The sequence below is a fragment of the Candidatus Methylacidiphilales bacterium genome, assembly GCA_033875315.1.
Taxonomy (GTDB): domain Bacteria; phylum Verrucomicrobiota; class Verrucomicrobiia; order Methylacidiphilales; family CAZTYG01; genus JANRJG01.
The window spans coordinates 49267-73147 of the sequence record JANRJG010000015.1; the positions used below are offsets into that span (position 1 = coordinate 49267).

Here is a 23881-nt window from a genome sequence, read left to right on the forward strand (position 1 = left end):
GAGGCAAGACAGCTGTAGAAACGGGGGTTAACGCCAGCCTGAATGGATCAATCCACGCTGACAAAATCGGGCCTGGGTCCTTGGTAAAGCACCCAACGGTAGAAATCCGCCATCTTGCTGGCAATGGCGTTCCAGTCGAGCTCCCGGGTGACATACTGCCGTCCTCGTTCCCCCCGCTGCCGGAGGTCTTCCGGAGAACAGGTCATGGCATCTGCAAGGGCCTGTCCGAGTGCCTCGGCATGTCCGGGAATCCACCAACCGCAGCGGTGTGTGACCAGCGGTTCCCATGGGGCGGCATGTGTCGTGATGACCGCTGTGCCAGAGGCCAGCGCTTCGGCCACGACGATGCCGAAATTCTCCTCCTTGGTCGGCAGCACCAAAAATTCTGCATGGTGCAGGAGGGCTTGCTTCATCTCCCCTTCCACATTGCCGGTCAAAGTAATGGAGTCGGGATCGGGATCTAGTTGCCGGATTTTCTCCAAAGCAGGAAGGCATCCTGTCAAATCAGGACCTGCCACGATCAAATGCCATGACCGCCGGAGGGCGAAGGGCAGCCGCGCCCAGGCTTGTAGAAGATCATCCACCCCCTTCTTGGGATGCAACCTGCTGAGAAACAGGGCGAATCGCCGGCCTTGCAGCGGCGGCAGTTGGTCGTCCAACCAGGTGCGCAGCGGGATCTTTTCCCCGGGAAGCGGGACACCGTTGGGAAGAATGGCAATCGGTTGGCGGAAACCAGCCCGCCGGATGTCCATGGCTTCGGTATCCGAGGTGGCGTGAAAAGCCCCCGCCGTGGCCAGATCGCGCTGCTCCCGCAGCCGGTAAAGCCAGCGTTTGGCCAGCCGGTTGCGTTGCAGGGCCCAAGTGCCCAGCATGCCCCGGGGCGAAACGAGATAGGGTCGTGCATGGGTGCGGGCGGCAGTCGCGGCATCATGGTTGGGAAACATCCACAAACCATGATTGTGGACCAGGTTTGCCTGCTGGGCCTGTTGAAGGGCGGCCCGTGCATAAGCGGGCGACCATCCCCGCAGGGGACGGGAGAGCGCGTTGGGGTCAATCGCATGCAGGACACCCGCAGGCAGAACCGGGAGAGGGCCGTGTTCGGCGTAATCCAGGGTCAACAGCCGGACCGTCATGCCGCCTTTGGCCAAGGCTCGGGTGAGATGGGGCACCGACTGTGCCGGCCCACCGGTGTAGGGATTGACCGAGGCCACTGTTTGCAGCACAACCAGGGGCGAAACGCAGGTGGCGTTGCTCACAGGGATATCCGGTGGTGTTTGAGCCAATGGAAGAGGGAGATCAAGGCCACGCGTTGATACCACGTTTGCGCCAGTGGCCTGAACTCAAGCGGGATATAGTCGCGGAAATCGGCCAGAGGCCCGGCCAACCATGCATCGTAGGGCAGTGAAAAGCCCAGCTTGGAACGCTCGAACAACTCCCGGGGTAGCTCCGGCAGGCACTCGCGCAAGACCACTTTTCCTGGGTCATAGCGGCGGGCCACCGGCAGTGAAACCGCCGTCCGCCACAGAACCTCGTCCAGAAAGGGATGACGGAGTTCCACCCCGAGGGCCATGCTGCATCCATCCCCGTCGACCAGGAGTTGGTGCTGGAGGTATTGTTTGAATTCAAGACAGGCGACCCGATTGCGCGGGTCCATTTGTTCAGGCCAGGGAAGTGTCTCCAGATGTGGCGGAACAGGTGGTTGACCGGTCATATGTTGGACGATGTCCTCAACCGTGGAAGAAGGGAAGATCCCGCGGTAACTTCGGTAAGCCCGCGGCCAGGTCGGTGCTCCAGAGATCCACTCGGCCAACCTTGCGGACCGGCCACTGCCGAGATGGGGCAACATCGGGCCCAGTATAGGCCCGGCCCAGCGGGAAATCCGTGAAGCGCGGAGCAAGCGCACCATCAGGGGTATTCGGCGGAAACTGGGGTAGCCCCCGAAAAGCTCATCCCCTCCCAAGCCGGTAAGAACCACTTTGAGGTTCTGTTGTCTGGCGGCATGGGTGATGCAATACACATTGAAGCCGTCCATGGAAGGGCGGTCTTGGGCGCGAAGATGCTCCTGGAACAGGACGGGCAATTCCGCTGCACCCAAAGAGATGACACGGTGAGTGGCACCAAAATGTGAGGCTATGGCAGACGCTTGGCGTGATTCCCCCGGCCCCACCCCGGCAAAGTCCAGGGTCAGGGTCTGGCTGGGTAAACGTCCGCCTGCCACCGCCGCCGCCAGAACGGCCGCCGAATCGATCCCCCCACTGAGGAAAAGTCCGACCGGGACATCACCAGCAAAGTGAAGGGCGACCGATTCCAGCCACGTTGACCGGAAATCCTCCAGCCGGGTGTTGCTTTCCCGGGAAAACGGCTGGATCTGTGAAAACAATCTTCGCTCGATCCGTCCGTCCTTCCAAGTCCAGGATTCACCGGGGGGCAGGGATTCTACCCCGTCGATCAGGCCGGTCGTTCCCTCACAACCCCAAGTGAGAAAATCCGCCAGTCCCCGGTGGTTCAATCTGACTCCGCCGGGCAGAAGATGTCGCAGGGCCCGGAGTTCCGAGGCAAAGGCCAGTTCGCCGCCCGTACAGGCCACATGGAGAGGCTTCATCCCGAAGGCGTCCCGGGCCAGGAGGAGGCTTTGTTCGCGTTCATCCCACAAGGCCAGGGCAAACATACCCCTCAGGAGGGCCAGGGCGGGCCACCCGCGCCTGCTGAGCAAACGGAGCACGACCTCGGTGTCGGAGCGCGAGACGAAAACTTCCCCCTCTTTTTCCAATTCCTCCCGCAGGGCCGGGTGGTTGTAGATCTCGCCGTTGAACACCAGATAACGGACCCCATCGACGGACATCGGTTGGGCGCCGGCGGGGGAGAGATCGACGATGGAGAGCCGGGTGTGGGCCAGCAGGGCCCGGCCGGAGGGGGCAAGGTAGGTGCCTTCCGCATCGGGGCCGCGGTGGCGCAGGGCGGCACACAAGGCAGGGGCGGCCTCACTGAGCCACCCTGCCGGATCACGGCCCAAATAACCCGCTATCCCACACATCGTGTTTTTTCCTTGGTGAATCCTTCCAAGAGACGGTCCACCCGCTCTTGGAGTTTGTGGCGACCGAAATGGGAACGGACATACTCTTGCAAAAGCCGGGGCTGCCAGCGTGGAGGAGTGGCGCTGATCCCGGACAGCAGTTCGGATAGTCCAGCGGCCACAGCCGCGGGATCACGGGGATTGACCAAGACCCCGCATGCGGGTGCATCCACCGCGTCCCGAGATCCGTCAATGCCTCCCGCGAGTACGGGTTTCCCGTGCGCCATGGCTTCCAGGAAGACGATGCCGAAGCCCTCTCCGGTGCTGGGCATGACAAAGCCATCACAGGCGTCGTAGGCCAGGGCCCGTTGGCGCTCATCGATGCTGCCCAAAAAATGAACCCGGTCGGCCAGGCCGCGCAGGCGCGTCTCTTCTTGAAGGGATTCGCGATCTTCGCCATCGCCGGCAATCACGTAATGTACGTTCTGCCGGGCCGGACCGAGGGCGGCCAACGCGGTCAGGATCTCCCGGTGTCCTTTGTAGCGGTCGTGACGCAGGCGGGAGATGGTCAACAGAAGGATGGATTGGGAAGGAAGGCCCAACTGCCGGCGTGCTTCCTCCTGCGGTGTATGGAAATCGGGGAACTGCTCGACATGGTTGGGGAAAACTTCCAAGCGTCCGTCAAGTTCCGGAAGGTCGGCCAGAAGTCGGTCCCGGGTGTGGCGACTGACCGCGAGGACGCGCGCGGCCCGTTGCAGGGAGCGGCGTTCACCTCCCCTCCGGATATTCCAGCATTCGATGCCGTGGGCGAAGATCCAGCAGGGCACACCGTGTAGTTCCAGAATGGGCACGGTCCGCGCCAGCCCGACATGGGTGAAGAGGCAAAGATCCCAGCGCCGGAGCATGGCAGCTACCAATCGAAATGCGTAGGCAGCTTTGTGCAAGGGAGACGATGTCCCGGGGTAGGAGAGGATATGCACGCGGGCGGTGGAGGGAGAAGCGTGGAGGGCCGATGCGAGCAGGCGGCTGAATTGCTGGATGCCGCCGTGTTCCCGTGAGAAGTCTGGACAACAAAGCAGAATGTCGAGTGGTCTTTGATTGTTCATGCGCGCGTGGCGGTGACCGCTTCTGCCAGGCCCCTGGCCGCCTGCTCATGGTTGTAGCGTTCCAGCGCAGAACGGCAAAAAGGAATCCACGAGGCAAGGATTCCGGGTTCCAAGGCTCGGGTCAGGGCACGGGCCAAAGACGCCACATCGCCTGCGGGAAAGACCAGGCCGTTGCGATCCAGTTGAATCAGATCCCGGGCACAGCCGGTGTGACTGCTGGCAATCACGGGCAATCCGCAGGCTAGCGCTTCCTGGATCGCCAATCCCCACGTCTCAGACGGACCGTAGCTGGGAAGCACCAGGAGATCGGTGGCGGCGTACACCACGGGCATCTGGCTCTGGTTCTGGAAAGGAAACACCCTCACCTTCGGGTCCGTGCCGATCTCGTCCCGGAGCCGGGTCTCCAGCGGGCCGGATCCCACATAAACCAGGTGGGCGTTCTTGACGCCAGACATGCGAAAGGCCTGCAATAGGTCGAGCGGGCGTTTTTTTTCCTCGAATTTGCCGGCAAAAAGCACGACCCGGGTATCGGGGGGCAGACCCCATTCCAGGCGCAGGGAGGCGGCACCTTCCAAGACCGCCGGGGTTCGCTGGAAGCGCCCGTCATCGATGGTGTGTGGGCAGAAAAAGATGCGGTCCCTCCGGACGCCCCGGTTGAGAAAATACTCGGTATTAGCCTGGCCACAGGCCAGAAAGGCATCGAGGTGGCGGAAGATCCAGCCCGCCGCCAGCCGTGCGGCTGCCGTCCGCAATCCGCGGGGCCGGGCCAGGTCGTGGGAGTCGCCGCGCAGGAGCAGGGGCGTCCGGTGTCGCTTCCGCGAAAGGATGAATTCACGCATGCTTTTCCAAGAATAACCCATCAACAAGACCGCCCCGGGATTCCAGGCGGCGACCCTTTCCTGTAATTCCGGGTTGTCAAGTCCGCCGGGATGGTGGGTGCCCGGATCGGTGGCGACGTTGGGCACGAATTCGTGTTCATATCCATCCAGCAGGGGAATATCCCATTGGAAAGACCGGGCGAAGCCGGGGTCATGGGTTTCCTTGACTCCGAAGTCCCAGAGGTAAAAGACCCGCAGGTCGGTGCCGTGCCCGGCCAGATAGCGGAACCAGGGGGCGTAGTATTGCACGGGATGCGAGGTGATGATGGCGATCTTCATACGGCCAGGTTCCGCTTCTTGGCTTCGCCCGTCTTTTTGGCCCGGGCGGTGACAAAAAGGATCCATTCCCTGGTGGGGAGATCCTTCATGAAAACCAGGCCGAAGGCCAGCAGGCCGACGTAGGATTGGAAGAGGGAGGTGACCAGCACGGCCATGGTGTGCTCGGTTTGGAATGAGGAACTGACCACGAGGATGGTGGTCAGGCTGCGCAGGGAAAGGAAGGGATAGCCCTGGCTATAGTAAGTGATGGCCCCGGCTGCTGCCCCGGCCAGGAAACCCAATACGACGACACCCCAGAAACCGAAATTGGCAAAGCCCTCGTTGAAAAGTCCCCACCCGATGGTGGTGACCATGGTTTCCTCACGGGTTTGAATGCCGAAGTGGATGTTCAAGCGGCTGGTGCCTTCCAGGCTCCAGGGTTTGTCCGGGTGGATGAAGCGCGGGATCAGGAGTTCCGGGATGATGACGTAGGTGGACCCTAACATGAGATCCAGGCCGTTGTTGATCATGCTCTTTTCGTAAAGAAAGAGGTGCATCAGGCTGGCTCTTTGGAAGGCGGAGACTTTTTCTTCCTGTTCATCGGAACCCCCACCCTCCTGCATCGCCTCCACGGAAGAATCGAACCAGAACCGGTACATTTCAAAGGTTTCATCGACCGAGGTGATGAGAGACTCGCGGTTGGGGCCCCAATAATTGGCGCGGACCGGAGCCTTGCCCTGGTGGAGAAAAGCGATCAATGCAATGAAGAGACCGATCGCCAGCCAGGGGGGGCGCCGGGAACCCAGGGTGAACCCTCCGATGGCGATACAGGCCACACTGATCGCACTGATGAGAAGGAGGGTGGTGACTTGGATAAAGAAATTGAGGATCACCGCGAACAGAAAAACCCATTTGAGGTTGTTCTTGAGTTCGCCCGAGCCCCAATGCTTGCTGATGACAAAGAGGGCCAGAGTCGAGACGCCGCCAAGGATGCCGCGGAGGATGGAAAAAATTCCAGAGGGGATGTCGATCCAATCATAAATGTTGTTCGCGTCCAGCAGGGCATCGAGAAAAATGGAGGCAATGAGGATGCGCTCGCCGCCCGTCTCATTCAGTTGGCGGCAGGAGGCCACCTTGGGTCGGAGGCGGTTCCCGGCCAGCAGCCAGCCGGCGGTGCCGCTGAGGAGCGCGGCGGCGACGATGGCTCCGGCGTCGAGGTGGTCCTGGGGTGAATGGACGGTGATGCCTGGATGCTGGCTGAGGAGGGGCATGCCAAAGGCCATGAACTGAAAAAAAACAAAGGCCGGGAAAACCGGAATCCCCGGGACCATGCCGCGGCTCCAGAGCAGGAGGGGGAGAAGGGCCCCGAAGGCGGTCAAACCGTAACCGAGTTGGGTTTCGATGGCATAAGACTCGTGAACATTGAACCAATTGATAACCACCAAAACCGCGGCCAGCCAGAAAAGGGCGTGTACCTGCCGGTTGCTGAGCAGGACGGATTCGGTGACGCCCGCAACAACCGTTTCCGTGGGGTGGGACTTGGAAATGGTTCTCACGCCGGTTTCTGTGTGGCGGTCAGCGATTGATCGAAGATCTGGCACTGCCGGACCGTCAGTGATTCGGCCAAAAAATCCCTCCGGAAAGCGGTCTCATTGCGACTGCCTGTCTCAAGAGCGGTCGGATTCCGTGCGGTGAGGGCCAGGGCCGAGGCCACGGATTCGGCACTCTCCTCCGGTGGAGCATTGGGACGGAGCGCGACACGGGTGCCGCAGCGGAGATGTAGCAGGAGGTCTTCCAATACGCTCCCTTGGAATGCTAGGGAAAGCATGGGCTTTCCGGAGAGGAAGTAGGGGTAAATCTTCGAGGGCGAGTAGGCCAGGTCCTTGGAACCGAGGAGCAGGAGGACGTCCGCCCCGGCCTGCATGCGGAGGCTGTCGAGATGGCCTATGCGCTCCGGTTCTTCGGATACAAAATCCGCCAGTCCTTCTTCCCGGGCCACCGGCAGGACGGAGCATTGGGCCAATCCTGCCGGCGCATACGAAGTGCCGAGAAACTCGAAGCGCAAGCGTGCCGCCGCCTCCGGGTCTTGTTGCCGAAGCAGGCGCAACCCGGCAAAGAGGCATCGCAGCGCGTCGGGCATGATGGGCCCGGCGGCGCCGGTATAGACCACCCGGACCAAACCGGGGCGGGCGGGGCTGGGACCGGGCTGTGGTGCTGTCTTCTTTGCCGCCTGCAGGTCTGTTTCGCTGACGCCGAAAGCGATGGTGTCACGCGGCTTGTCTCGCATCCAAGGATAGGAAATCTCCAGGTCTGTGAGGTAGCGTTTGGAGACGGAAATGAAACCGGCTGCGCGGCGGTAGATGGGTTCCTGGGCCAGTTGGGCCTGGAGATAACTGAAGTGGAACTTCCAGCCGCCGGGCGCCTTTCTAGCACCCGGTTGATAGTAATAATCGGTCAGCCAGGGATCCTGGATGTCGATGACATAAGGAGTTCCGGTCAGGGCTTGCCACAGCGGGCCCATCGGATAGACGGCGAATTGGGTGGTGGAGAAGAAGACCAGATCAAAGCGTCTTTTTTTCAAAAGCGCCAAGCCCTGCAGGAACAGTGGCGCCCAGGCCCGCAGGGCCACATTGTGGATGCCGAAAGGGTGCGCCAGCGCCTGGGGCAGTGCTCCGCAGTAGACGACTTCGATGTCCTCCGGGACCGTCCGGCACAACTCCGGCTCAGGGAGAGCGTGCTGGCGTCTGGGGTGGACCGTCAGCACCACGGGGTTCCAGCCATGTGCGCGGTAGTAGGGCAGGCTCATGCGCACCCGTTGCATGTCGGGTGCGTTGACCGGGGGGAAATGCGGGCTGATGATGAGAAGCTGCCTCATGGACCGGGGGCTTGGAGTTCCCGGATGTCCCAGATCTGACCTTGGGGGTTGGCCACTTCCCGGGAGACGGGAAAAGTGAAGCTCTGTCCGAGGCGTTTCCAGAAAGCCGCATGGTTGCCCCAGCGGAAATGAGAGACCAGAAGGCGGCCACCCGGAGCCAAGTGGCGGTGGAAGCGCCTTGCGGTGGCCGCGGGGTCGACCGCGTAGCCCAGGCTTTCGTTGAAGACGATGAAGTTCCAGGCCCGCTCGGGGTTCCAGGATTCATAATTGGCGCGGAGGAATTGGCAGTGTCCCAACCCGAGGGCGCGCGATTTGGCCAATCCCTCCTCGGAGAGATCGACCCCCAGGTAATCGCTGACGCGTTCCGCGGGAATCATGGAGGCGAGACGGCCGCTGCCACAGCCCAGATCCAAAAGGGAAAACGTCCCCGGTGTGGCGAGGATGGTTTCAGTCAGCACGAGATGGCGGTTTTTTTCATCCTCGCCCCAGAAGTGGTCCCACGCTCCGCTGCGGTATTCCCGGTCGAGGAATTCCTGGGGCACGGGTTTGCCGCCTCCCCTGGGTCCCCGAATGAAGCGGTAATCGATGGCTTCCCATGCCCTGTGCAGCCAATTCATGATGGGAATCCCTTTGCGTAGTGGAAGTACACTTCTTCCGGTCGCCTGAAAACCTGGAAAAATCCGCCGGGTAGACCTGGTGCCGCGTGTTGGCTGGCGTGGGCGGCCACCGCTGAGGCGCGCGACCTTCTTTCTTCCGGTCCGACGTAGTGGTAATGCCATTCCCGGCAACCCCGCATGGCCCGCCACAGGGAAGGTGGCGACCAACGGGCCCAAACCGCGTATTCGAGCACCAGGGGACGGAGTTGGCTCTTTTCGATGGCAGCATAAAGCATGCGGCAGGCTGCCCGGTGTTCGCAACTGGGTTCGTCCCGCGCGGTCACCAGCACCATGGAGGGCCGGAGACTTTCCAGGAACGTGGCAAGTTCCGCCACCCGTCCTGGTTCGTTTTGTGCCAGCTGTTCCAGCCGCCCGTCGGGCCAATCGAAGAAATGCAGTCGCTCGGCGGGTATGCCCAAGTGGGTCGCGGCTGTCTGTTCCTCGATCCGCCGCACCCGGCGCAGCTGTTCCTCCGGCCAGGCAGGATCGCCGGGGTGGGAAGCCGCGCCATCCGTCAGGCAAAGGATGTGGATATCTCTCCCGCGTTGGCCGGCTTCCAACATCCATCCGCCGCAACCCAGGGCGGCATCGTCCGGATGCGGGGCGACGACCAGGATCGGACCGGGCCCGAAATCGGGCCAAGTCCGGCTGCCCCCCCGGATCAGGAGCCAAAGTAAGGATAGGAAGGGTCTTCGGACCAGGTCAGCAATCATGGAGCAATCCTTGGTAGAGATCGAGGTAACGTTCCACGGCCGAGGTGGCACTGAAGCGGGCTTCCGCATCCCGGCGGCAGGCGGCGCGATCGATCAAAGACAAACGTTCCACCGCTTCGACACCCCCGTCAAGGGTGCGGAACAAGAATCCGTTCTGTCCCGGGTGGACGATCTCCGGGGCGGCGCCGCGCGGGCAGGTCAGCACCGGGGTGCCGCAGGCCAGGGCTTCGGCAAAGACGATGCCGAACGGTTCTTCCCACTGGATGGGAAGCAGCAGTGCGGCAGCCGAGGAGAGGAGTTCATTTTTGCGGAAATCATCGACCTCGCCGACCCATTCCACCCCGTTCTTTCCCAGCTCGGGCTCGATGTGTTTTTGCCAAAAGGCCTGCCCGCCGGGATCCGAAGGGATGTTCCCGGCCAGAATGAGGCGGCGTCCGGCTTTGCGGGCGATGGCGATGGCGAGATCCGGGCCCTTGATGCGGTCGATGCGACTCAGGAAGACCAGAGGAGCATCGGCCGGTACATGCGGGCCGTAGGTGCAGGCGGCGGTTTCGACAAAGTTGGGAATGGTGGTCCAGTCACCACCGGCCTTCCGGCCCATGTCACAGATAAAGTCACTGCATCCGCTGAACCGGAGGCAGGCTCCGCCCAGCAGGGCGGCGATGCGCACCCCCGCGCCTCCGGTGTGGCGCTGGTAGGACATCACCATGGGTTGGCGGTCGGCCATGAGGGGCAGGAGGAGGGCCAGGCGGGAAAAGCTGTGCACCACGTCCGGTTGGAATCGCCGGGTGCTTTGGGCGAGGTGCGCAGCTTGTCGCATTTGAGATGTGAGTCCGGTGGTGCCGAGGTCGGGCCATGAAAACAGCCGGACGCCCGGGCAGGTGGAATCGGGATGGGCCACCAGGGCGACCGCGTGGCCCCTGCCGACCAAGCCCCGGGCCAGGGCGTCGATGATCCGTTCGATGCCACCGTAGCCGGTGGGGGGCACCGGAATCCCCGGATCGGCGGTGAGGAGGATTTTCATCCGGCCAGGGCCTCCCGGACTGAAGCCAAGAATCCGGTCTGCTCAACCTCCCAACAGTAGCGGGTTTCGGCCAGCCGGCGGGCTTCCCGACGGGCATGGTCCACCCCGGCGGGGTTGTTGAAGTGGGCATCCACGGCCGCGGCGGTGGCATCGGGTTGTGCGGGGTCGGCCAGCAGGGCGGCCGAGCGTATCTCCGGGAAAAAAGCGGACTGGGCCGAAGTCGGACTGAGCCATTGCGGTATACCAGCGAGCAGATAGGCGAATATTTTATTCGTCAAGCAAAGGTCCCGGTTGGGGGGCTGGGATTCCTCCAGGGAAAGACCCATGTGGGCGTCGGCGGCCAGCCGCACCATTTCATCCGGAGGAGCGGGAGGAAGGACAAGGATCCGGCAGGGACGGGGTTCCCGTGCGGCCAGCTGTTGCAAATGCGCGATGAAGCCCGGGTCGGGAAATCCGCGCAGATGCAACTCGGCTGGGTGGCGGAGTCGGCCCAGCACACGGACGGCATTCTCCAAGCCCCGGCCCGGCCCGATGGTCTGGGAGAACCAGTAGAAACGGAGGGTTTCCCCGGGACAAAACGACGCCTGTCCGGGTGTGTGGGGGGCATCGCGCTTAGAAAAAACATTGAGGACGGGGCGGATGGGGCGGGTGGTGAATTCCCCCGCTGCGCGGGCGATGCCCGGCGAGGCGGCGGTCAGGTGGTGGCAAAGGGGGAGCCACTTGGCCAGGAGGATGCGCAGGGCCCGATGCTCGGCGGTATCGTTACGGGCGAAGCTTGTTTCCGTGGGATGAAAATCTTCCAGATCAAATCCCAGTCGGGCATGGTTGCGGCAGGCGGCCCCGGCGGCGGCGGCCAGGCCGGCCGGGCAGTGGCCGATGTATAGTTGCGCGGGTATGTGCGAGGCGGCAGCGGTAAGTGTGGAGGCATGGGCATGATGGGCGGTGGCGGCCCATGATGCGGGGATGGGGGTGGAAGTTTTCAGCCAGAAGCGCGCCAGGGCACGGCGTGCCTTGGCCTGGAGGTTGTGCGGCATCGGCACCCGGGTGACTTTCCACGAAACGGAGTCGAGGATCGACCGGTCCAGGGGCTCGACCGGCGGGTAGTGCCGCCCGCTGAGGACATGGATATCATACCCGGCTTCGTGCAAGGCTTGGGCCTCGCGGACCAAACGGGGAGTTGAGGCCAGGTGCCCCGGGGTGATCAGACAAATCTTGGCGTTCATGGGACCGGGGTGGCGGCGATCCACTGGTTATGGAGGGGTGGCCGGAATTCCGGCAGCCATCTCCGCCAAGCGGCTGGGCGGATGACCTCGGTTTGATAACCCCATTCCCGGAGGAGATGGAGGGATTCGATTTCGAGTTCCAGGGAGTGGGTTTCAATGAGCAGCCGGGCTTTGCGTTGTCGCAAAATGGAGGAACCGCTGCGGAGGATACGGGCTTCCGCCCCCTCGGTGTCGATCTTGATGAGCACCGGGGCAGGCAGCAGTCGGGCCACTTCATCCAAGGAGACGGTTCCTTCCCGGTCGTCGATGAATTCCCCGCTGAGGGTGAGGGCAGGCGGCGTCCCGGGAAAATTCAAAAACAGGTTGCGCTTCATCCGTTCGCGACAGGCCTCGTCCGGTTCGTAGGCCAGGACGGGGGCAGTGGGATGGATTTTGGCAAACCAGAGGGAAAGCTCGCCCGAACCCGCGCCTATGTCGACGAAGGCATGCGCCCCCTTGGCCAGCCGGCGGAGCGAGGCATGCGTTTCCATTTCGTATAAACCGGCCCAGATCTGGGTCTCGAAGGCTGGATCGATTTCCAACCAAAGTCCGCGGTAGAGTCCGGAAAGGATGCGCCTGGGACGGGGGCCTTGTCCCAGGGGGAGGAGGGATTTGACGAAGGATTTCATTTTAGGAACAACCTTTAAGTTTGGACAAGACCGATTCGCGCAGGGTGCGGCGGTAGTCGGACCATTGCCAGGCAGCGGCTGTGGCGCGGGCCGCCGGGCGCATGGCCCCAAGTTCCGGGCGGTGGTCGAGGGACCACTGCAGTGCCTGGATAAGGGCGTCCGTGCTGCCGGCTTCGATGAGGAGGCCGTTTTCCCGGTCGCGCAGAAGGTCGGTCGCTCCGGCCTTGGGGGTGGCCAGGACCGGCAGGCCGGAGGACCAGGCTTCTGTGGCCACCAGCCCGAATCCGTCGCAGAGGGTGGGAAAAACCAGGAGATCGGCCCGCTGGTATTCCAGCATGAGTTGGCTGCGGGGAATGGAGCCGCCGAATTCCACGCCGTCGGGAAGTGGATGGGTCAACCGGCGCGGCAGTTCAACGCGTCCGAAAATCCGCAAGCAGGCGTGTCGGTGGAAACCGCCCTTGCGCCAGGCTTCCAGGAGGTAGTGGGCGCCCTTCCTCATGCCAAAGGTGCCGGCCCACAGAATGACCATGGGTCCAAGGCCCCGCGTTCCGCCCGATACCGCCACCCCTTCTTCGACCGTCTCCGGGGCCCCGTAGGGAATAACGATCATCTTGGAGGTGTCGAGCCCGGCGGCGGCATAGGAATCCCGGCTGAAGCGCGAGGCGCAGACGCGGACGTCGGCCGCGGCCCATTCGGCGCGGCGGCGGGCGGTCCGCCGGTCTTCACGTTCGGCGGTATAAGCATGATAGGCCGTGGCCAATTCGGGAAGGACCTGCATTTCGCGTTCCAGAATGGACTGGACAAATAGGGGCTCGGGGGCGGGCAGCTCGTAAACGCAGGGAATACCGAGGGAGCGGGCCCGAGTGAGGGTCGCCAACGAGCTGTATTCAAAGCCATAGACCGCGCGCAGTCCCTGGGGAAGACCGGAAGCGACCAAACGGTCGAATCGGGTTTCGGACCATTCCCAAACCCGGTCGGTCAGACGTCCGTCGCGGTCGATCAGACCGGAAGCCAAACGCAGGAGCTCGCCGGTGGGGTGGGTTTCGATGTGGCTGAAGGGAATGCCGCCGTCGTTGCGGCGCTTCCAGCGGGCCTCGAGCGGATAACTGGCCAGCTTGGCCAGCCGGAAGAGGGCTCTTTGTCCGTGGGAGTTTGGACGGTGGACGAGGGTGGTGACCAAGCGGTCAAGAAGTCCGGCCTCGTGGAAAGCCAAGGCGGCTTGTTGGACGAAGGGGGCGACGGAAGGGTGGAAGACGCGGATCATAGGCGGGAGGATTCGGCAAATCGGGCGGCGGTGTGGTGGTCCAGGAAATCCCACCAATCGCGGTGGGCCGATGGCGAGCGGACCAGCCGCCAGAGGAGCCGGGGCCTGAGGAACAGCGTGACCAGCAGCCGGGCCAGACGCAAGGGGGATTCCCGGTGCCAGAAGAAAAAGGCGGCCGGGGTATAAAGGGCGGCCAAAAGAAGCGGGGCGGTGCATGGGGGCTTTTGGGAAACAGCCCACGCCCAAAGGTGCTCCAACGTTTCCGTTTGTCTTGGAAATCGCTTCACGGATTGCCGCACGAACGTGGCGGCGAGCATGGCCTGCATTTCGGCCCATTCAGCACGATCAAACGAACGCGCGGTGGTGCGTGTGAGGGAAAAATGCGCTTTGGGCGTATTCACCAACACCAAGGGATGGGGGAACATGCGCTCGCGGAACACTTCCACCACAGCGATGGGCACATCGGGTGTCCTCCAGTCATCGCCCGGGCGCGAGCGGAGGAGGAGGGCGCTCTGGGAATGGAGAGCGCCGATGGACTGGAGTGGTCGGCCCCACGACATCAGGGAGTGGGGCCCGCTGCCGTCTTCGATGGGCCAAGTGGTGGTGCCGGTGTCGGTGAACGCACCCTCTACCTCTTCCTTCCAGATCCGCATGTTGGCCCAGAAGACGACGACCTCCGGATGCGCCTCTGCGGCATCAAGCATGCTGCGAAGGAAGTCGGGTTCCCACCAGTTGTCATCCTCCAACATGGAATAAAAGGGAGCGGGGGAGCCTTGGAAAAAAAGGTTGAAGGTGGCCGTGCCTCCGAGATTCCTTGGGTGGACGTCCATCCGGATTCGGGGATCACCAAGCTCGCTGACAATGCGGGAAGGGAGTGGATCGCTGGGATCGTCATTGTGCACTTCGGCCGCCCATTGGGTGAAGGTTTGGGCCCGGAGTGAATCGAGTGCCCGTTGCAGAAGATGGGGTCTGCGGAAGGTGGGCACATAGACTTGGACGAGGGGTGTGGTTGTGTGGGAGGGCGGCATGCGGGGGCATCAATCGGAGTGGATTTGCCTGGGAGTTTTGCCCTGCAAACGGTGACGGAAGTTTTCCAGTGGCCTTTCCACCAGCCGGAAGAAGCACCAACCGGCGGCGAGGCCCAGCAGGACATGCCCCAACCAGAAGAAAAGGTAAGAAGGGCTGTTTGTGGAAATGTAGCGGTGGGCCAGATTGTGAGCCGGACTCATGACCGGGAGGTGGACGAGGTAGACCGAATAGGAAATCGTTCCAAGGGCGGCCAGCAAGCGGGGAGGGCGGGGCCAGGATGTGCCGAAGCGGACCACCAGGACCATCAGCAGGGCGCTGGCCGCCGCCACTGCATGGGCCGCCTGGCCGAAGAAGAGAGAAAATAGAAGCAGTCCGAATGGATAGGCAAGTGCGGCCTGGCGCAGCCGGCATGCCAGATGGGATTGCAGGGCCAGACGTGCGGCACAACCGGCGGCGAATTGGGGCCAAAGATCCAGCAGGGCCGTGCTTCCCCGTGGCAGTAGATGGGCCACAAGCGTGATCGCGGCCAGATAAAGGATTCTCGAGGCGGCGCCTGCAAAGAGAGGTAGAAGAGCGGCAGCGGCAATCAGGTAAAAGCCGATTTCGTAGCACAGGCTCCAATTGACCAGGATCGGGGATTGGATTCCGATCCAATGTCCCGTCAACAACAGGTCGGCCAGGATGTCCGGGGCCCGGGCGGGCCAGTTTGCCGGAATACCGCGCCCGTTGAACGGCGCGGCCAGGCAGGCCAGAACCACGGCGAAAACCCAGGCGACCCAGTAGGCCGGGAAAATGCGCAGTGCACGGTCGAGGCAGAAGGCCGCGGCCTGCCGGTCATCGCCGGTGCGTCGCTCCACGATTCCGGTGATCAGAAAACCGGAAAGGGCGAAAAATGCGGCCACGCCCAGCCAGCCACGGTCGAAGAGCCCGGCCATGAAGACGAGGATCGGGTGGCTGCTGTCCTCAACCAGAAGATGGGAATGATGCAGGACCACGGCCAGACAGGCCGCCCCACGCAGGGCGTTCAGCCAGGGCGAGTATGCGTCCGGATTCAACGGGGGGCGGGGCATGGCAGTGGAGGCGCGATCTGGGAGCGCCCGCCGTTCGATAACAGGTGGCGGATGCGTTTGGCGGCACGCCAACCCACCAGCCGGGAAAGTGCTTGGAAGGTGGGGCCTGCAGGAAAGGGGCGCAGGCTGCCCCCGAGTGCACGGCTCGCGTCCTCGGCACGGCGTGAAAGACCGGGGGCCCCGGGATAAAGTTCGAAGGCAAGCCATTTCCATCCCGCGGCCATGATGGGACGGGCGGTGTCGGAACCCGCGGTTTTTTCCAAGTTTTGAAAAATCAAGGAGGTGGCATCGAAGAGGGATTGAAGGGATCGTGCATCCGAGCGGCTGCTCAGGGAGCCCGACGGCAGGCTGCGATAGTAGATGCGGGCGCCCGGGCAGAAATAGATGCGGCCCGCGGCCAGCATCACGCGGGCAAAATATTCGCCATCGTCGTTCAGCGTGATGTTTTCGTTCCAGCTTCCTGCTTCGTCCAAGAGGGTCCGGTGGCTCAACCAGGCGCCCGGTTGCATCATCCATCCCCCATGGAAAAGAAGGGACAGGAATTCTACGGGATCGAGGTCTTTCCAGTTGGGCTGGGGTCGGAACCGGGCTTCGTTCGGGTTGGTTAGGAAGCGGTCCCATTCCCCGGACATCAAGCGGATGTTGGGTTGGCCGGCGGCGAGGCGGACCTGGCGTTCGATTTTGTCGGGCGCGAGAAGGTCGTCGGCATCGAGGAACTGGATCCACTGCCCCTTGGCGGCATGGAGGGCGGTGTTGCGGGCAGCGGCGGCATTGCGCGAGGGTCCTTCGATCAGCCTGAGTCCGCGGGCAAGATAGGCCCGCGCGATGGCGAGACTGCCGTCGGTGGAACCATCATCGACAAGGATGATTTCTTTTTCCGGCCAGGTTTGGGCGAAGGCGGAGTCCAGGCAGGCGCGCAACCATGGGGCGGCATTGCGGCAGGGGATGAGGATGGAAACGAGAGGGGAGTTCACGCCAGGAGACTCTGCCAGCTGTGCCGGAAATACCATTTCTTGGAACTAGCCACGTAATGGTGCAGGACGGCGCGGCGTTCGATGGCTTCAGGCAGGACGGGTAGGGTCACATAGTCATCCGCCGGCAGGATGGTCCTTGCGCCAGCACGTGCCACGAGGGTGGCGATCAGGGCCTGCTCCAGATAGTAGTGAGTGCCGTGGCGGGTGATCCAATCGCGGCACATCGCTTCCAGCCAATCCCAGTCGAGGATGCTTCCGTCCAAACCGGTCAGGCCGACGTTGACCAGCGGGGGCACCTTGCAGCCGGCCCATTCCTGCAGGGTTTGATCCGGGTATCCGTAGGAGGTTTCGTGATCGACAGCGTGCAGGGGAGTCGCGGGCTGGTCGAGCCACTCCAGAAGCAAGCCGGGATTGCGGAAAAACAACATGTCCGAGTCGAGGACCAGGTTCCAACCGACGTGGGCCAGATGCGGGTCGATTAGTTTGCGGATGTTGGGATAGGTGTGCCACTGCCTGTGCAGGAAGGGGTAACGTTCCCGGGGAAGTTCGGCCTCCAGCCGTGAGAGGGCTTCCGTTCGCCCGATCACCCGGACTTCTTCGAAGTGGTCATGGAACAATTCGGTCCGTCCGGGCTGCAGGGAGCCGTCATCGATTAAGCAGATGCGCCACCGGGAGCTGGTGGCCCTGCGGAGCGACCAGGCGCAGAAGAGGGTGAGGTGCCAAAAACGTTGGCCGGTGAGAAACCATATCGTCCGGAGAGGGGTCTGTGGGTCGGCGGTGATGATGGGCAGATGAAGGGCGGCCTTCCGCATGGCCGCCTCCCCCCGGTGCTCAAGCCAGGAGGGGTAGAATCCACCCCGTGCCCGGCAGCGGGCCAGAAAGGACCGGGGCCGGTGCCATATGTGATAAAGCATCCGTCCGGGGGTCATGCTTCGGGGGGAGCGCCGGCCTTCCATTTTGGATCATTTTCCGGAGTGGATTCGGTGAAACGGTTGCGCAGGAACAGGCGGCTGATCCAATGTTGTTGGCGCAAATGATTGCGTAGGGCGATGGGAAACAATGCACGACCGGCGTGACGCAGGAGTTGCAGCCCGGCCATGAGCCAGGCCCGGGTCAATTCTTCCGGTTGGGAGTCGTCCATCAGAACGGCATCCAAACGGGGGATGTAGACGCGATTGCCCAGCTGCCGGTTGAGGCGGACGGTCAGTTGGTCAAGATGGGCTTCGCCCCGGCCGTGGAGAATGCGCACATTGGCACAGGCAAAATCCAGGTGGTGCGGGGTGAAGTTGTATTCGGGGCCCAGCACGGCGACGGACAGTCCTGATTCCCAAACCGTTTGGCGGAGGCTCTTTTGGTCGCTGGCATTCGAGTAGTGGTAATAGCCATCCCGATTGAGGGCAAAATAGGCATCAAACCGTTCGATCCAACGAGCGAAGAATCCATGAAGACGGGGCGAGTGCTGGAAGCCCAAGACCCCGCCATTGAACTCGGGGAAAGCATCCGGAATACCTGGTAATGGACAGTCATGGCCCTCAAAAAGTTGATGGCCCGCGAAATCAAATCTTTTGAGCAAAGTAAAAACATCTTCCAGACCTGCCAGCACGCGAGTGTCGGCGTCGAGGTAAAGAAAATGTTGGTAGGGGCAGAGGCCCATGAGGATCTTGTCCCGGAAGCCGAAATGGGGATGGGTGACGGGAACAAGGTCATCCCAAAAGGGATCGGGGTCGCTTTCCGCACAGTCGGAAACAAGACAAATAGCCAACCCGGGGTTGTGGAGTCGCACATGAGCGGCGGCGGTCCGGGCCTCATCAAGGAACCGACGACTGGTGGCGACGTAAACAACGCCTTGGCGGTCTGGCAGCGCGACGGTTGGCCAGGCCGGATGGCGGGCATCGATGGAGGGATGGATGGTCATGGGGAGCGGGGACGGAGAACGGCCACCCCATGTCCGCGTTCACTGGCGAAAACGTGGATGTCGAAACGGTCCTTCAATTCCACCAAAGAACGACGGACCCCGGGAGCGCTGACCGCATCGTGAAGCACCAGGAAGCCGCCTGGGGCCAGGCGGGGGGCGTAGGCCAGGATTTCATCACGGGTGTCTGGATAGGCATGGGATGTGTCGAGAAAGATCAATTGGGCCTGCGGCGGAAGCTGCTCCATCACCGAAGGATCGAGAGAAGTTCCCTCGACCCAGGTGGCCCAGCCTTCGAGTTGATGGCGTTTGAGATTGGCGTGGGCGGCATCGAGATACCTGTGGCAGGGGTCCAAGGCCCATACCTTTCCGCCAGTCTGTTGTATGGCCAGGGCCAGATGCGCGGTGGACCAGCCGGTGAAGCAGCCGAGTTCGATGATGGTCTGCGCAGGAATGGAAAGTGCCAATTGATAAAGAAATCGGGAGACGGAAGGTTCGGAATGGAAGTGACCCGGTGCTCCTTGCGGGGTGAACGCCTCTGGATCGCCCAGATCCACGGGCATCCTTTGTTTGGTCTGCGTCTTCGTGAGCATTCCGGCCAGATCGAGCGGTCCGGTGTTTCCAATGACGTCCTGGTAATCCATGCCGTATTCGCGGGCCAAGGCGGTCACATCGTTCCAGATGAAGCGACGGGTCAGGGCGATACGCAGGAGATGAAGGCGGGCGGAAATGTTGGATGACATGCTGTTTAGTTGGAGTTGGACGCGGGCTTGACCAGACATCTTGCGGTATAGTCGATTCGGTGAAGGTAGGGAGCCGCGGGCAGCGAGAAAAAAAACTCATCGGCCGCGCGTCGCGCCCCCTGCCAGTGTCCGTAATCATCCAAAATCAGGATGCCCCCGGGTGACAGCAACGGGTAAAGGTGTTCCAGTTCGTGACGGGTCGACTCATACCAATCGGTATCCAAGCGCAGCAGGGCGATGGATTGAGGCAGCCGGGCCGGAATGGTTTTCTCCACCGGGCCGACGATGTAGTGGGTTTGCTCCCCGGGATAACCGGTGGAGTGGAGATTCTGTCGGACATCGTCGAGACCGGCCACACAGGCAACGGCTTCGCTGTGGAGCGGATCTCCAAGAAGCGTGCTGGCCGAGCGACCGGCCAGATCAAGATCCTTGTCGGTGGGAGCGGTCATTCCCGTGTAAGTGTCGTAAAGCCAGAGTGAGCGCGAGTCATCCTGGAGTCGGAGCAATTGGAGGGCGGCGGCCATCATGCTGCCTCCGCGCCAGACCCCGCATTCCACGATGTCTCCCGGAATGGCTTGTTCCACGCAGTGGGCGACTGCATTGAGAACCGAGGCCAAACGGGCCGGACCCGTATAGGTGAAGGGCGATACCCTGCGGATGATTTCCCGTTCCTCGGGCAAAAGGTCTGGCACCTCTGCGGCCGGGTCATGCGGCCGGTAACGGCGGATCTGCCAACCAGCATGGTTGAGGAGGCTATGGATGCGGTCGTACCATTTCATAGGGGGATGCGCCCGGCGAAGTGACCGCAGGCTCCATGCCAAGAAATCCGGGCGGAGGGTCCCTCCCAGGCACGGCAGCTGAAGTAGGCCTTCCATTGACGCAGATGGAGGGTCCAGCGCGGGATGGGAAACCAGGGGTTGCAACCGTGTTTGGTCAGAACGCGCATCCAGGAAGCCTGCATGGATTCGTGGAGCCGGGCAAGATAGGCCGGTTCGAGACGCGAGGCCGGAATCAGGTGGGTCAGCCGGAGTCCCGGGGAGTAGGCCACTTCCCAGCCGGATTTGAGGACGTGAAGAACAATGTCGTTGTCCCCGCCCGAGGCCAGGCTCTTGCCACAGCGATCTGTAAGGGAAGTATCGCTGTCGTTGAGCCAGGCCCCGAGGGCAGAGCGGCGGAGGACCATGCCCGCCCCGATGGGGGCGCAAGCCGGATATTCTCCGTTCCAGGTCGCGGTCATGAATGCATTACCCAGATCGCGCAGGGCCAACAGCCCGTGGTGAGGGATGGACCAGTCCGGCGGGGGGGCTTCGAATTCGGGAAGAGATGCTCCACCAGCGGCACCGACCTGGGGATTGGTGCGCATGAGATCAAGTGCGCTTTCGAGGTAGTCCGGTGCCAGGAGGTTGTCATCGTCGACAAAAACGAGGAACTCGGCGGAGCTGGCCCGCACGCCGGTGCGACGGGCGTGGGAGAGGCCCATTCGGGATTCGGCGATGATGCGCGCTCCTGGGAATCGGGAGAGATCCACGGCCAGGGGAGGCTGGGAGGCATTGTCAATGATCAGCAACTGCCATTGGTCGATTGGCAGGGATTGAGAGGCCAGCCCCTCGAGTGTGCGGGCCAGGCGTTCCCGGTGGGGTTGGTGGGCGGGGAGGATGACGGAAACATTCATGACCTGTGGCGCAGGATACGCGCCGGGTTGCCCACCGCGATGGCACCCGTCGGCAGATCATGGGTGACAACAGTTCCGGCTCCGATGATACAGCCATCTCCGATGGTGACGCCACCGGTGATGATGGCACCGAAGCCGATCCAGACATCGTCTCCGATCCGTACCGGGAGAGGTTGGTCGGGCTGGCTGCGGATCAGGGTTCCCATGGGCGGGATGTCGTGGTTGGAAGAAGCAATGCAAACGTGTCCGGCAATGAGGCAGTCCTTGCCGATATGGACTCCCCCATGGCCGTAGATCACGACATGGGGGCCGAGAAAGGTGTGGGATCCGATGATGATGCTGCCATTCCACGGATGGAGGATCACGCCTTGGTCAAGGTGGGCAAGGGGTCCGATCTGGAGGGTGCCTCGACGCGCCGGTGCCGGACCTAGGCCGACTTCGCAGCGGGCTCCGATGAAAGCACCCATACCAACAGAAACGCCAGTTGCCCGCACCAGGGCAATTCTCATGCGGGAAGCGTAGATGGCCGCGTGATGAAGGGTGGATAAGAGGGGGCGCTTCAAAGATTTTTCCGGGTGGAATTCTGGGTGGCTTGATCAAATAGAGTCAAAACATCCGAGCAAGGGTGGGGCTTTGTGAGAGTGAGCGCATGTTGGCGGGCTTCCTGTCCCATGTTTTCCCATTGGTGGCGAGCATCCCAACAAGCTTTAAGCGTCTCGGTCAACGAATTGGCGGAGATATCGCGGCAGACAAAGCCGCTGATGCGGTCCTTGATCCATTCATCCACGCCGCCCACCGGAGTGGCCAAAACCGGACGTCCGCACAAGAGGGCCTCCATCATGGCCAGGGAACAGCCTTCAAGACGCGACGGCAGTAGTAAAAGGTGGTGTTCCCGCCAGAGCGCTGCGATATCCGTGGTGTGCCCGCAGAAAGCGATCCGATCGGCCAGCCCGTGCCCGTGCGCCATTTTTTGTAGAGACAAGGTATCCGGGCCCTGGCCGAAAATATCGAGATGCCATTCCGCTGATTCACCAAGGGCTCCCGCCAAAGCAGGGATCAGGAGATCGAGTCCCTTGTCCCGGGATTCGATGCGCGAAACTGTGGCCATGCGGTAGGGGGGGGATGGGGGCCAGGGAAGCCCGGTCAATCCGGTATGCGAGGTGGGGTTGTATACGACATGGGCACGCGGAATGGAACTCCCGCTCTGCTGTTGGGCCAGCAGTAGATTATGCTTGGAAACAAAAATCGTGGCGGCGGCAGATTCAAAGCATCCATGGGCAAGGGCTTGGTCCCTGGTATTCAATTCGACGGCTGCATCGTTTGACTGGCAGATGAGAACGTAAGGTAACTGTGTTGCTTTCAACCAGTCGATCAACAAGGGCTCAACCAGGAAATCGAATGTGCCGCCCTGGCAAAGACAAAGTATGTCTGGGGAGAATCGTTCGAGTGCACTGAAGATCGCCGGACGGGTGGAGAGAGTTGAGCACCAACGCATGAGGCGTTTTTTTATTCCGCCCCTGACGAGACGTTCGTCCCGACGATGGATGGTGGCGCCCCGGCCGACGAGATGGAGGATACGTGGATGGGCGGAGGTCAGGGGGGATAAAGCGAGGAAAAGATGGTCCCCACGCTGGGCGGCGGATTCGGCGGTTGTGGTCCACAGCGAATCCGCCCCGCCCCATGGGTAGGTGAGTATCGTCGAGGCAAAAGCAACCTTCATGAAGGTGTTGGCTGGCTTTTTGGGGGGCGCCGGCTGGGTTTACCCGACTTGGAACGTGCCCGAGCGATCCAGTCTTTAAGGATCGGAGGCAGCAGGCGGCCCAGGTGGTAAAAGAAATTTGGCTTTTTTGGAACATAGGGAAGGACAAGCGCCTGGATATCTTTCGGCAGGAGACCACGACCGAGGAGGGGTCCATAACACCACGGCTCTGCCAGCAGGGGCAGAATCTGATGGATGGAATGGTCAGGGCAGTTGGTCAGTCGGTCTGCTAACAGCAAAACAAACCCTGATGGATCATCCAGCATGTCCAACAAATGATGGGTTGTTTGAGAGAAGTTTTGTGATTGTTCCAAGGCATCGTAACGATGAGTGTCCTGGCCGGGATGCAACCTGATGCAGACCGAGGGCGTGGGGGAATACGTCAGATTGCCGACGGCGGCCAGGCAGACCCCCAGCAAGCGGTCGTTGTCAAAAGGATTGGCCCGCCGCAATGCGGGCATGATCCTGCGTATACTGTCGGTGTGGGCCACAAGCGTGGAATAGCGGACCGGGGTTCCCCAGAGACTTGCCAGGATCATGTCTGTTTTTGGGAGATTCCAGTCATGCCTCGTGTCCGGGAATCCGGCGCCGAACCAAAGCATGAGATTAGAGCCACAGCCGAAGGGGGATGACTCCGACCTGGCTTCCAGGTAGCCCGAATAAGTGGAGGATGGACCGCATCCTGTTCCGATGCGGGCCAGTGCGGATTCGAGGTGATGGGGCATCCACCAGTCGTCATCGTGCAGCATGGCCATGGAGCCGTCCTGTTCGAGGTTGTCCATGAGGTAGAAAAGGTGTTCCAGCGGGGGCAAGGGCGTCGTGTGCGAGACGAAATCAATGGGAAGTTCCCTCGAGAACTCGCCTGCTACGGAGCGTGTGCGGGCCGGAGTCCGATTTTCGGAGATGAGGACGCGTCGGATGCGCGGGCGGGCCGACTGCGCGGCAACGGATTGGAGGGCGGTACGGAGAAAATCCGGGCGGTCAGTGGTGGGAATGACCACAGTGACATCGGATGAGGGGGCGTCTATCGGGTGCATTTACCGG

General features: G+C 62.0%; 23 protein-coding genes. All 23 read right to left on the bottom strand.

The genetic code is table 11. The features are described from left to right. Positions 1–47: 47 nt before the first annotated feature. From SFU85_05680 to SFU85_05790, 23 genes are read right to left on the bottom strand one after another with little or no spacing between them, the layout of a single operon-like run. Positions 48–1256: a glycosyltransferase gene (locus SFU85_05680; protein ID MDX6766261.1), complete on the bottom strand. Its 1209-nt coding sequence runs from the start codon at positions 1254–1256 to the stop codon at positions 48–50. Further along, positions 1253–3034: an asparagine synthase (glutamine-hydrolyzing) gene (asnB, locus tag SFU85_05685; protein MDX6766262.1), complete on the bottom strand. Its 1782-nt coding sequence runs from the start codon at positions 3032–3034 to the stop codon at positions 1253–1255. Before asnB ends, SFU85_05680 begins: the two co-directional genes overlap by 4 nt. Continuing rightward, positions 3022–4119, bottom strand: coding sequence for a glycosyltransferase family 4 protein (locus SFU85_05690; protein ID MDX6766263.1), 1098 nt, complete (start codon positions 4117–4119; stop codon positions 3022–3024). The genes asnB and SFU85_05690 overlap by 13 nt, the downstream gene beginning before the upstream one ends. After that, positions 4116–5276 carry a glycosyltransferase family 4 protein gene (locus SFU85_05695; protein ID MDX6766264.1) on the bottom strand — a complete coding sequence of 387 codons (1161 nt, stop codon included), beginning with the start codon at positions 5274–5276 and terminating at the stop codon, positions 4116–4118. Before SFU85_05695 ends, SFU85_05690 begins: the two co-directional genes overlap by 4 nt. After that, entirely contained in the window at positions 5273–6811 is a 1539-nt protein-coding gene (locus SFU85_05700) for a hypothetical protein (protein MDX6766265.1), read from the bottom strand. The genes SFU85_05695 and SFU85_05700 overlap by 4 nt, the downstream gene beginning before the upstream one ends. Further along, positions 6808–8130, bottom strand: coding sequence for a hypothetical protein (locus SFU85_05705; GenBank protein MDX6766266.1), 1323 nt, complete (start codon positions 8128–8130; stop codon positions 6808–6810). Before SFU85_05705 ends, SFU85_05700 begins: the two co-directional genes overlap by 4 nt. Then, positions 8127–8747, bottom strand: a complete 621-nt coding sequence (locus SFU85_05710; protein MDX6766267.1) for a class I SAM-dependent methyltransferase — start codon at positions 8745–8747, stop codon at positions 8127–8129. Before SFU85_05710 ends, SFU85_05705 begins: the two co-directional genes overlap by 4 nt. Beyond that, complete coding sequence (locus SFU85_05715) at positions 8744–9499, bottom strand: PIG-L family deacetylase (protein ID MDX6766268.1); 756 nt, start codon at positions 9497–9499, stop codon at positions 8744–8746. Before SFU85_05715 ends, SFU85_05710 begins: the two co-directional genes overlap by 4 nt. Beyond that, positions 9489–10523, bottom strand: coding sequence for a glycosyltransferase (locus SFU85_05720; protein ID MDX6766269.1), 1035 nt, complete (start codon positions 10521–10523; stop codon positions 9489–9491). The genes SFU85_05715 and SFU85_05720 overlap by 11 nt, the downstream gene beginning before the upstream one ends. Beyond that, the gene (locus SFU85_05725; GenBank protein MDX6766270.1) at positions 10520–11746 is read right to left on the bottom strand and encodes a hypothetical protein; all 1227 of its coding nucleotides are present in this window, start codon (positions 11744–11746) and stop codon (positions 10520–10522) included. The genes SFU85_05720 and SFU85_05725 overlap by 4 nt, the downstream gene beginning before the upstream one ends. Then, complete coding sequence (locus SFU85_05730) at positions 11743–12414, bottom strand: FkbM family methyltransferase (GenBank protein ID MDX6766271.1); 672 nt, start codon at positions 12412–12414, stop codon at positions 11743–11745. Before SFU85_05730 ends, SFU85_05725 begins: the two co-directional genes overlap by 4 nt. Before the next feature lies 1 nt (position 12415). Continuing rightward, positions 12416–13678, bottom strand: coding sequence for a glycosyltransferase family 4 protein (locus SFU85_05735; GenBank protein MDX6766272.1), 1263 nt, complete (start codon positions 13676–13678; stop codon positions 12416–12418). Further along, positions 13675–14706: a glycosyltransferase family A protein gene (locus SFU85_05740; GenBank protein ID MDX6766273.1), complete on the bottom strand. Its 1032-nt coding sequence runs from the start codon at positions 14704–14706 to the stop codon at positions 13675–13677. The genes SFU85_05735 and SFU85_05740 overlap by 4 nt, the downstream gene beginning before the upstream one ends. A 9-nt stretch (positions 14707–14715) precedes the next feature. Then, the gene (locus tag SFU85_05745) at positions 14716–15777 is read right to left on the bottom strand and encodes an acyltransferase (GenBank protein MDX6766274.1); all 1062 of its coding nucleotides are present in this window, start codon (positions 15775–15777) and stop codon (positions 14716–14718) included. Beyond that, a complete protein-coding gene (locus SFU85_05750; protein MDX6766275.1) occupies positions 15759–16751 on the bottom strand; it encodes a glycosyltransferase family A protein in 993 nt (330 codons plus the stop codon). Before SFU85_05750 ends, SFU85_05745 begins: the two co-directional genes overlap by 19 nt. Next, on the bottom strand, positions 16748–17665 hold the full coding sequence (locus SFU85_05755; protein ID MDX6766276.1) for a hypothetical protein: 918 nt from the start codon (positions 17663–17665) through the stop codon (positions 16748–16750). Before SFU85_05755 ends, SFU85_05750 begins: the two co-directional genes overlap by 4 nt. An 11-nt stretch (positions 17666–17676) precedes the next feature. Next, complete coding sequence (locus SFU85_05760) at positions 17677–18666, bottom strand: hypothetical protein (GenBank protein MDX6766277.1); 990 nt, start codon at positions 18664–18666, stop codon at positions 17677–17679. Beyond that, a complete protein-coding gene (locus tag SFU85_05765) occupies positions 18663–19406 on the bottom strand; it encodes a class I SAM-dependent methyltransferase (GenBank protein MDX6766278.1) in 744 nt (247 codons plus the stop codon). The genes SFU85_05760 and SFU85_05765 overlap by 4 nt, the downstream gene beginning before the upstream one ends. 5 nt (positions 19407–19411) lie before the next feature. Then, positions 19412–20185, bottom strand: a complete 774-nt coding sequence (locus tag SFU85_05770) for a TylF/MycF/NovP-related O-methyltransferase (GenBank protein ID MDX6766279.1) — start codon at positions 20183–20185, stop codon at positions 19412–19414. Beyond that, positions 20182–21078, bottom strand: a complete 897-nt coding sequence (locus tag SFU85_05775; protein ID MDX6766280.1) for a glycosyltransferase — start codon at positions 21076–21078, stop codon at positions 20182–20184. The genes SFU85_05770 and SFU85_05775 overlap by 4 nt, the downstream gene beginning before the upstream one ends. Further along, on the bottom strand, positions 21075–21587 hold the full coding sequence (locus SFU85_05780) for an acyltransferase (GenBank protein ID MDX6766281.1): 513 nt from the start codon (positions 21585–21587) through the stop codon (positions 21075–21077). Before SFU85_05780 ends, SFU85_05775 begins: the two co-directional genes overlap by 4 nt. Positions 21588–21637: 50 nt before the next feature. Continuing rightward, on the bottom strand, positions 21638–22798 hold the full coding sequence (locus tag SFU85_05785; protein ID MDX6766282.1) for a glycosyltransferase family 4 protein: 1161 nt from the start codon (positions 22796–22798) through the stop codon (positions 21638–21640). Continuing rightward, positions 22795–23874 (bottom strand): glycosyltransferase family A protein, encoded by a 1080-nt coding sequence (locus SFU85_05790; GenBank protein MDX6766283.1) that lies wholly within the window; start codon positions 23872–23874, stop codon positions 22795–22797. Before SFU85_05790 ends, SFU85_05785 begins: the two co-directional genes overlap by 4 nt. Between the last annotated feature and the right edge of the window lie 7 nt (positions 23875–23881).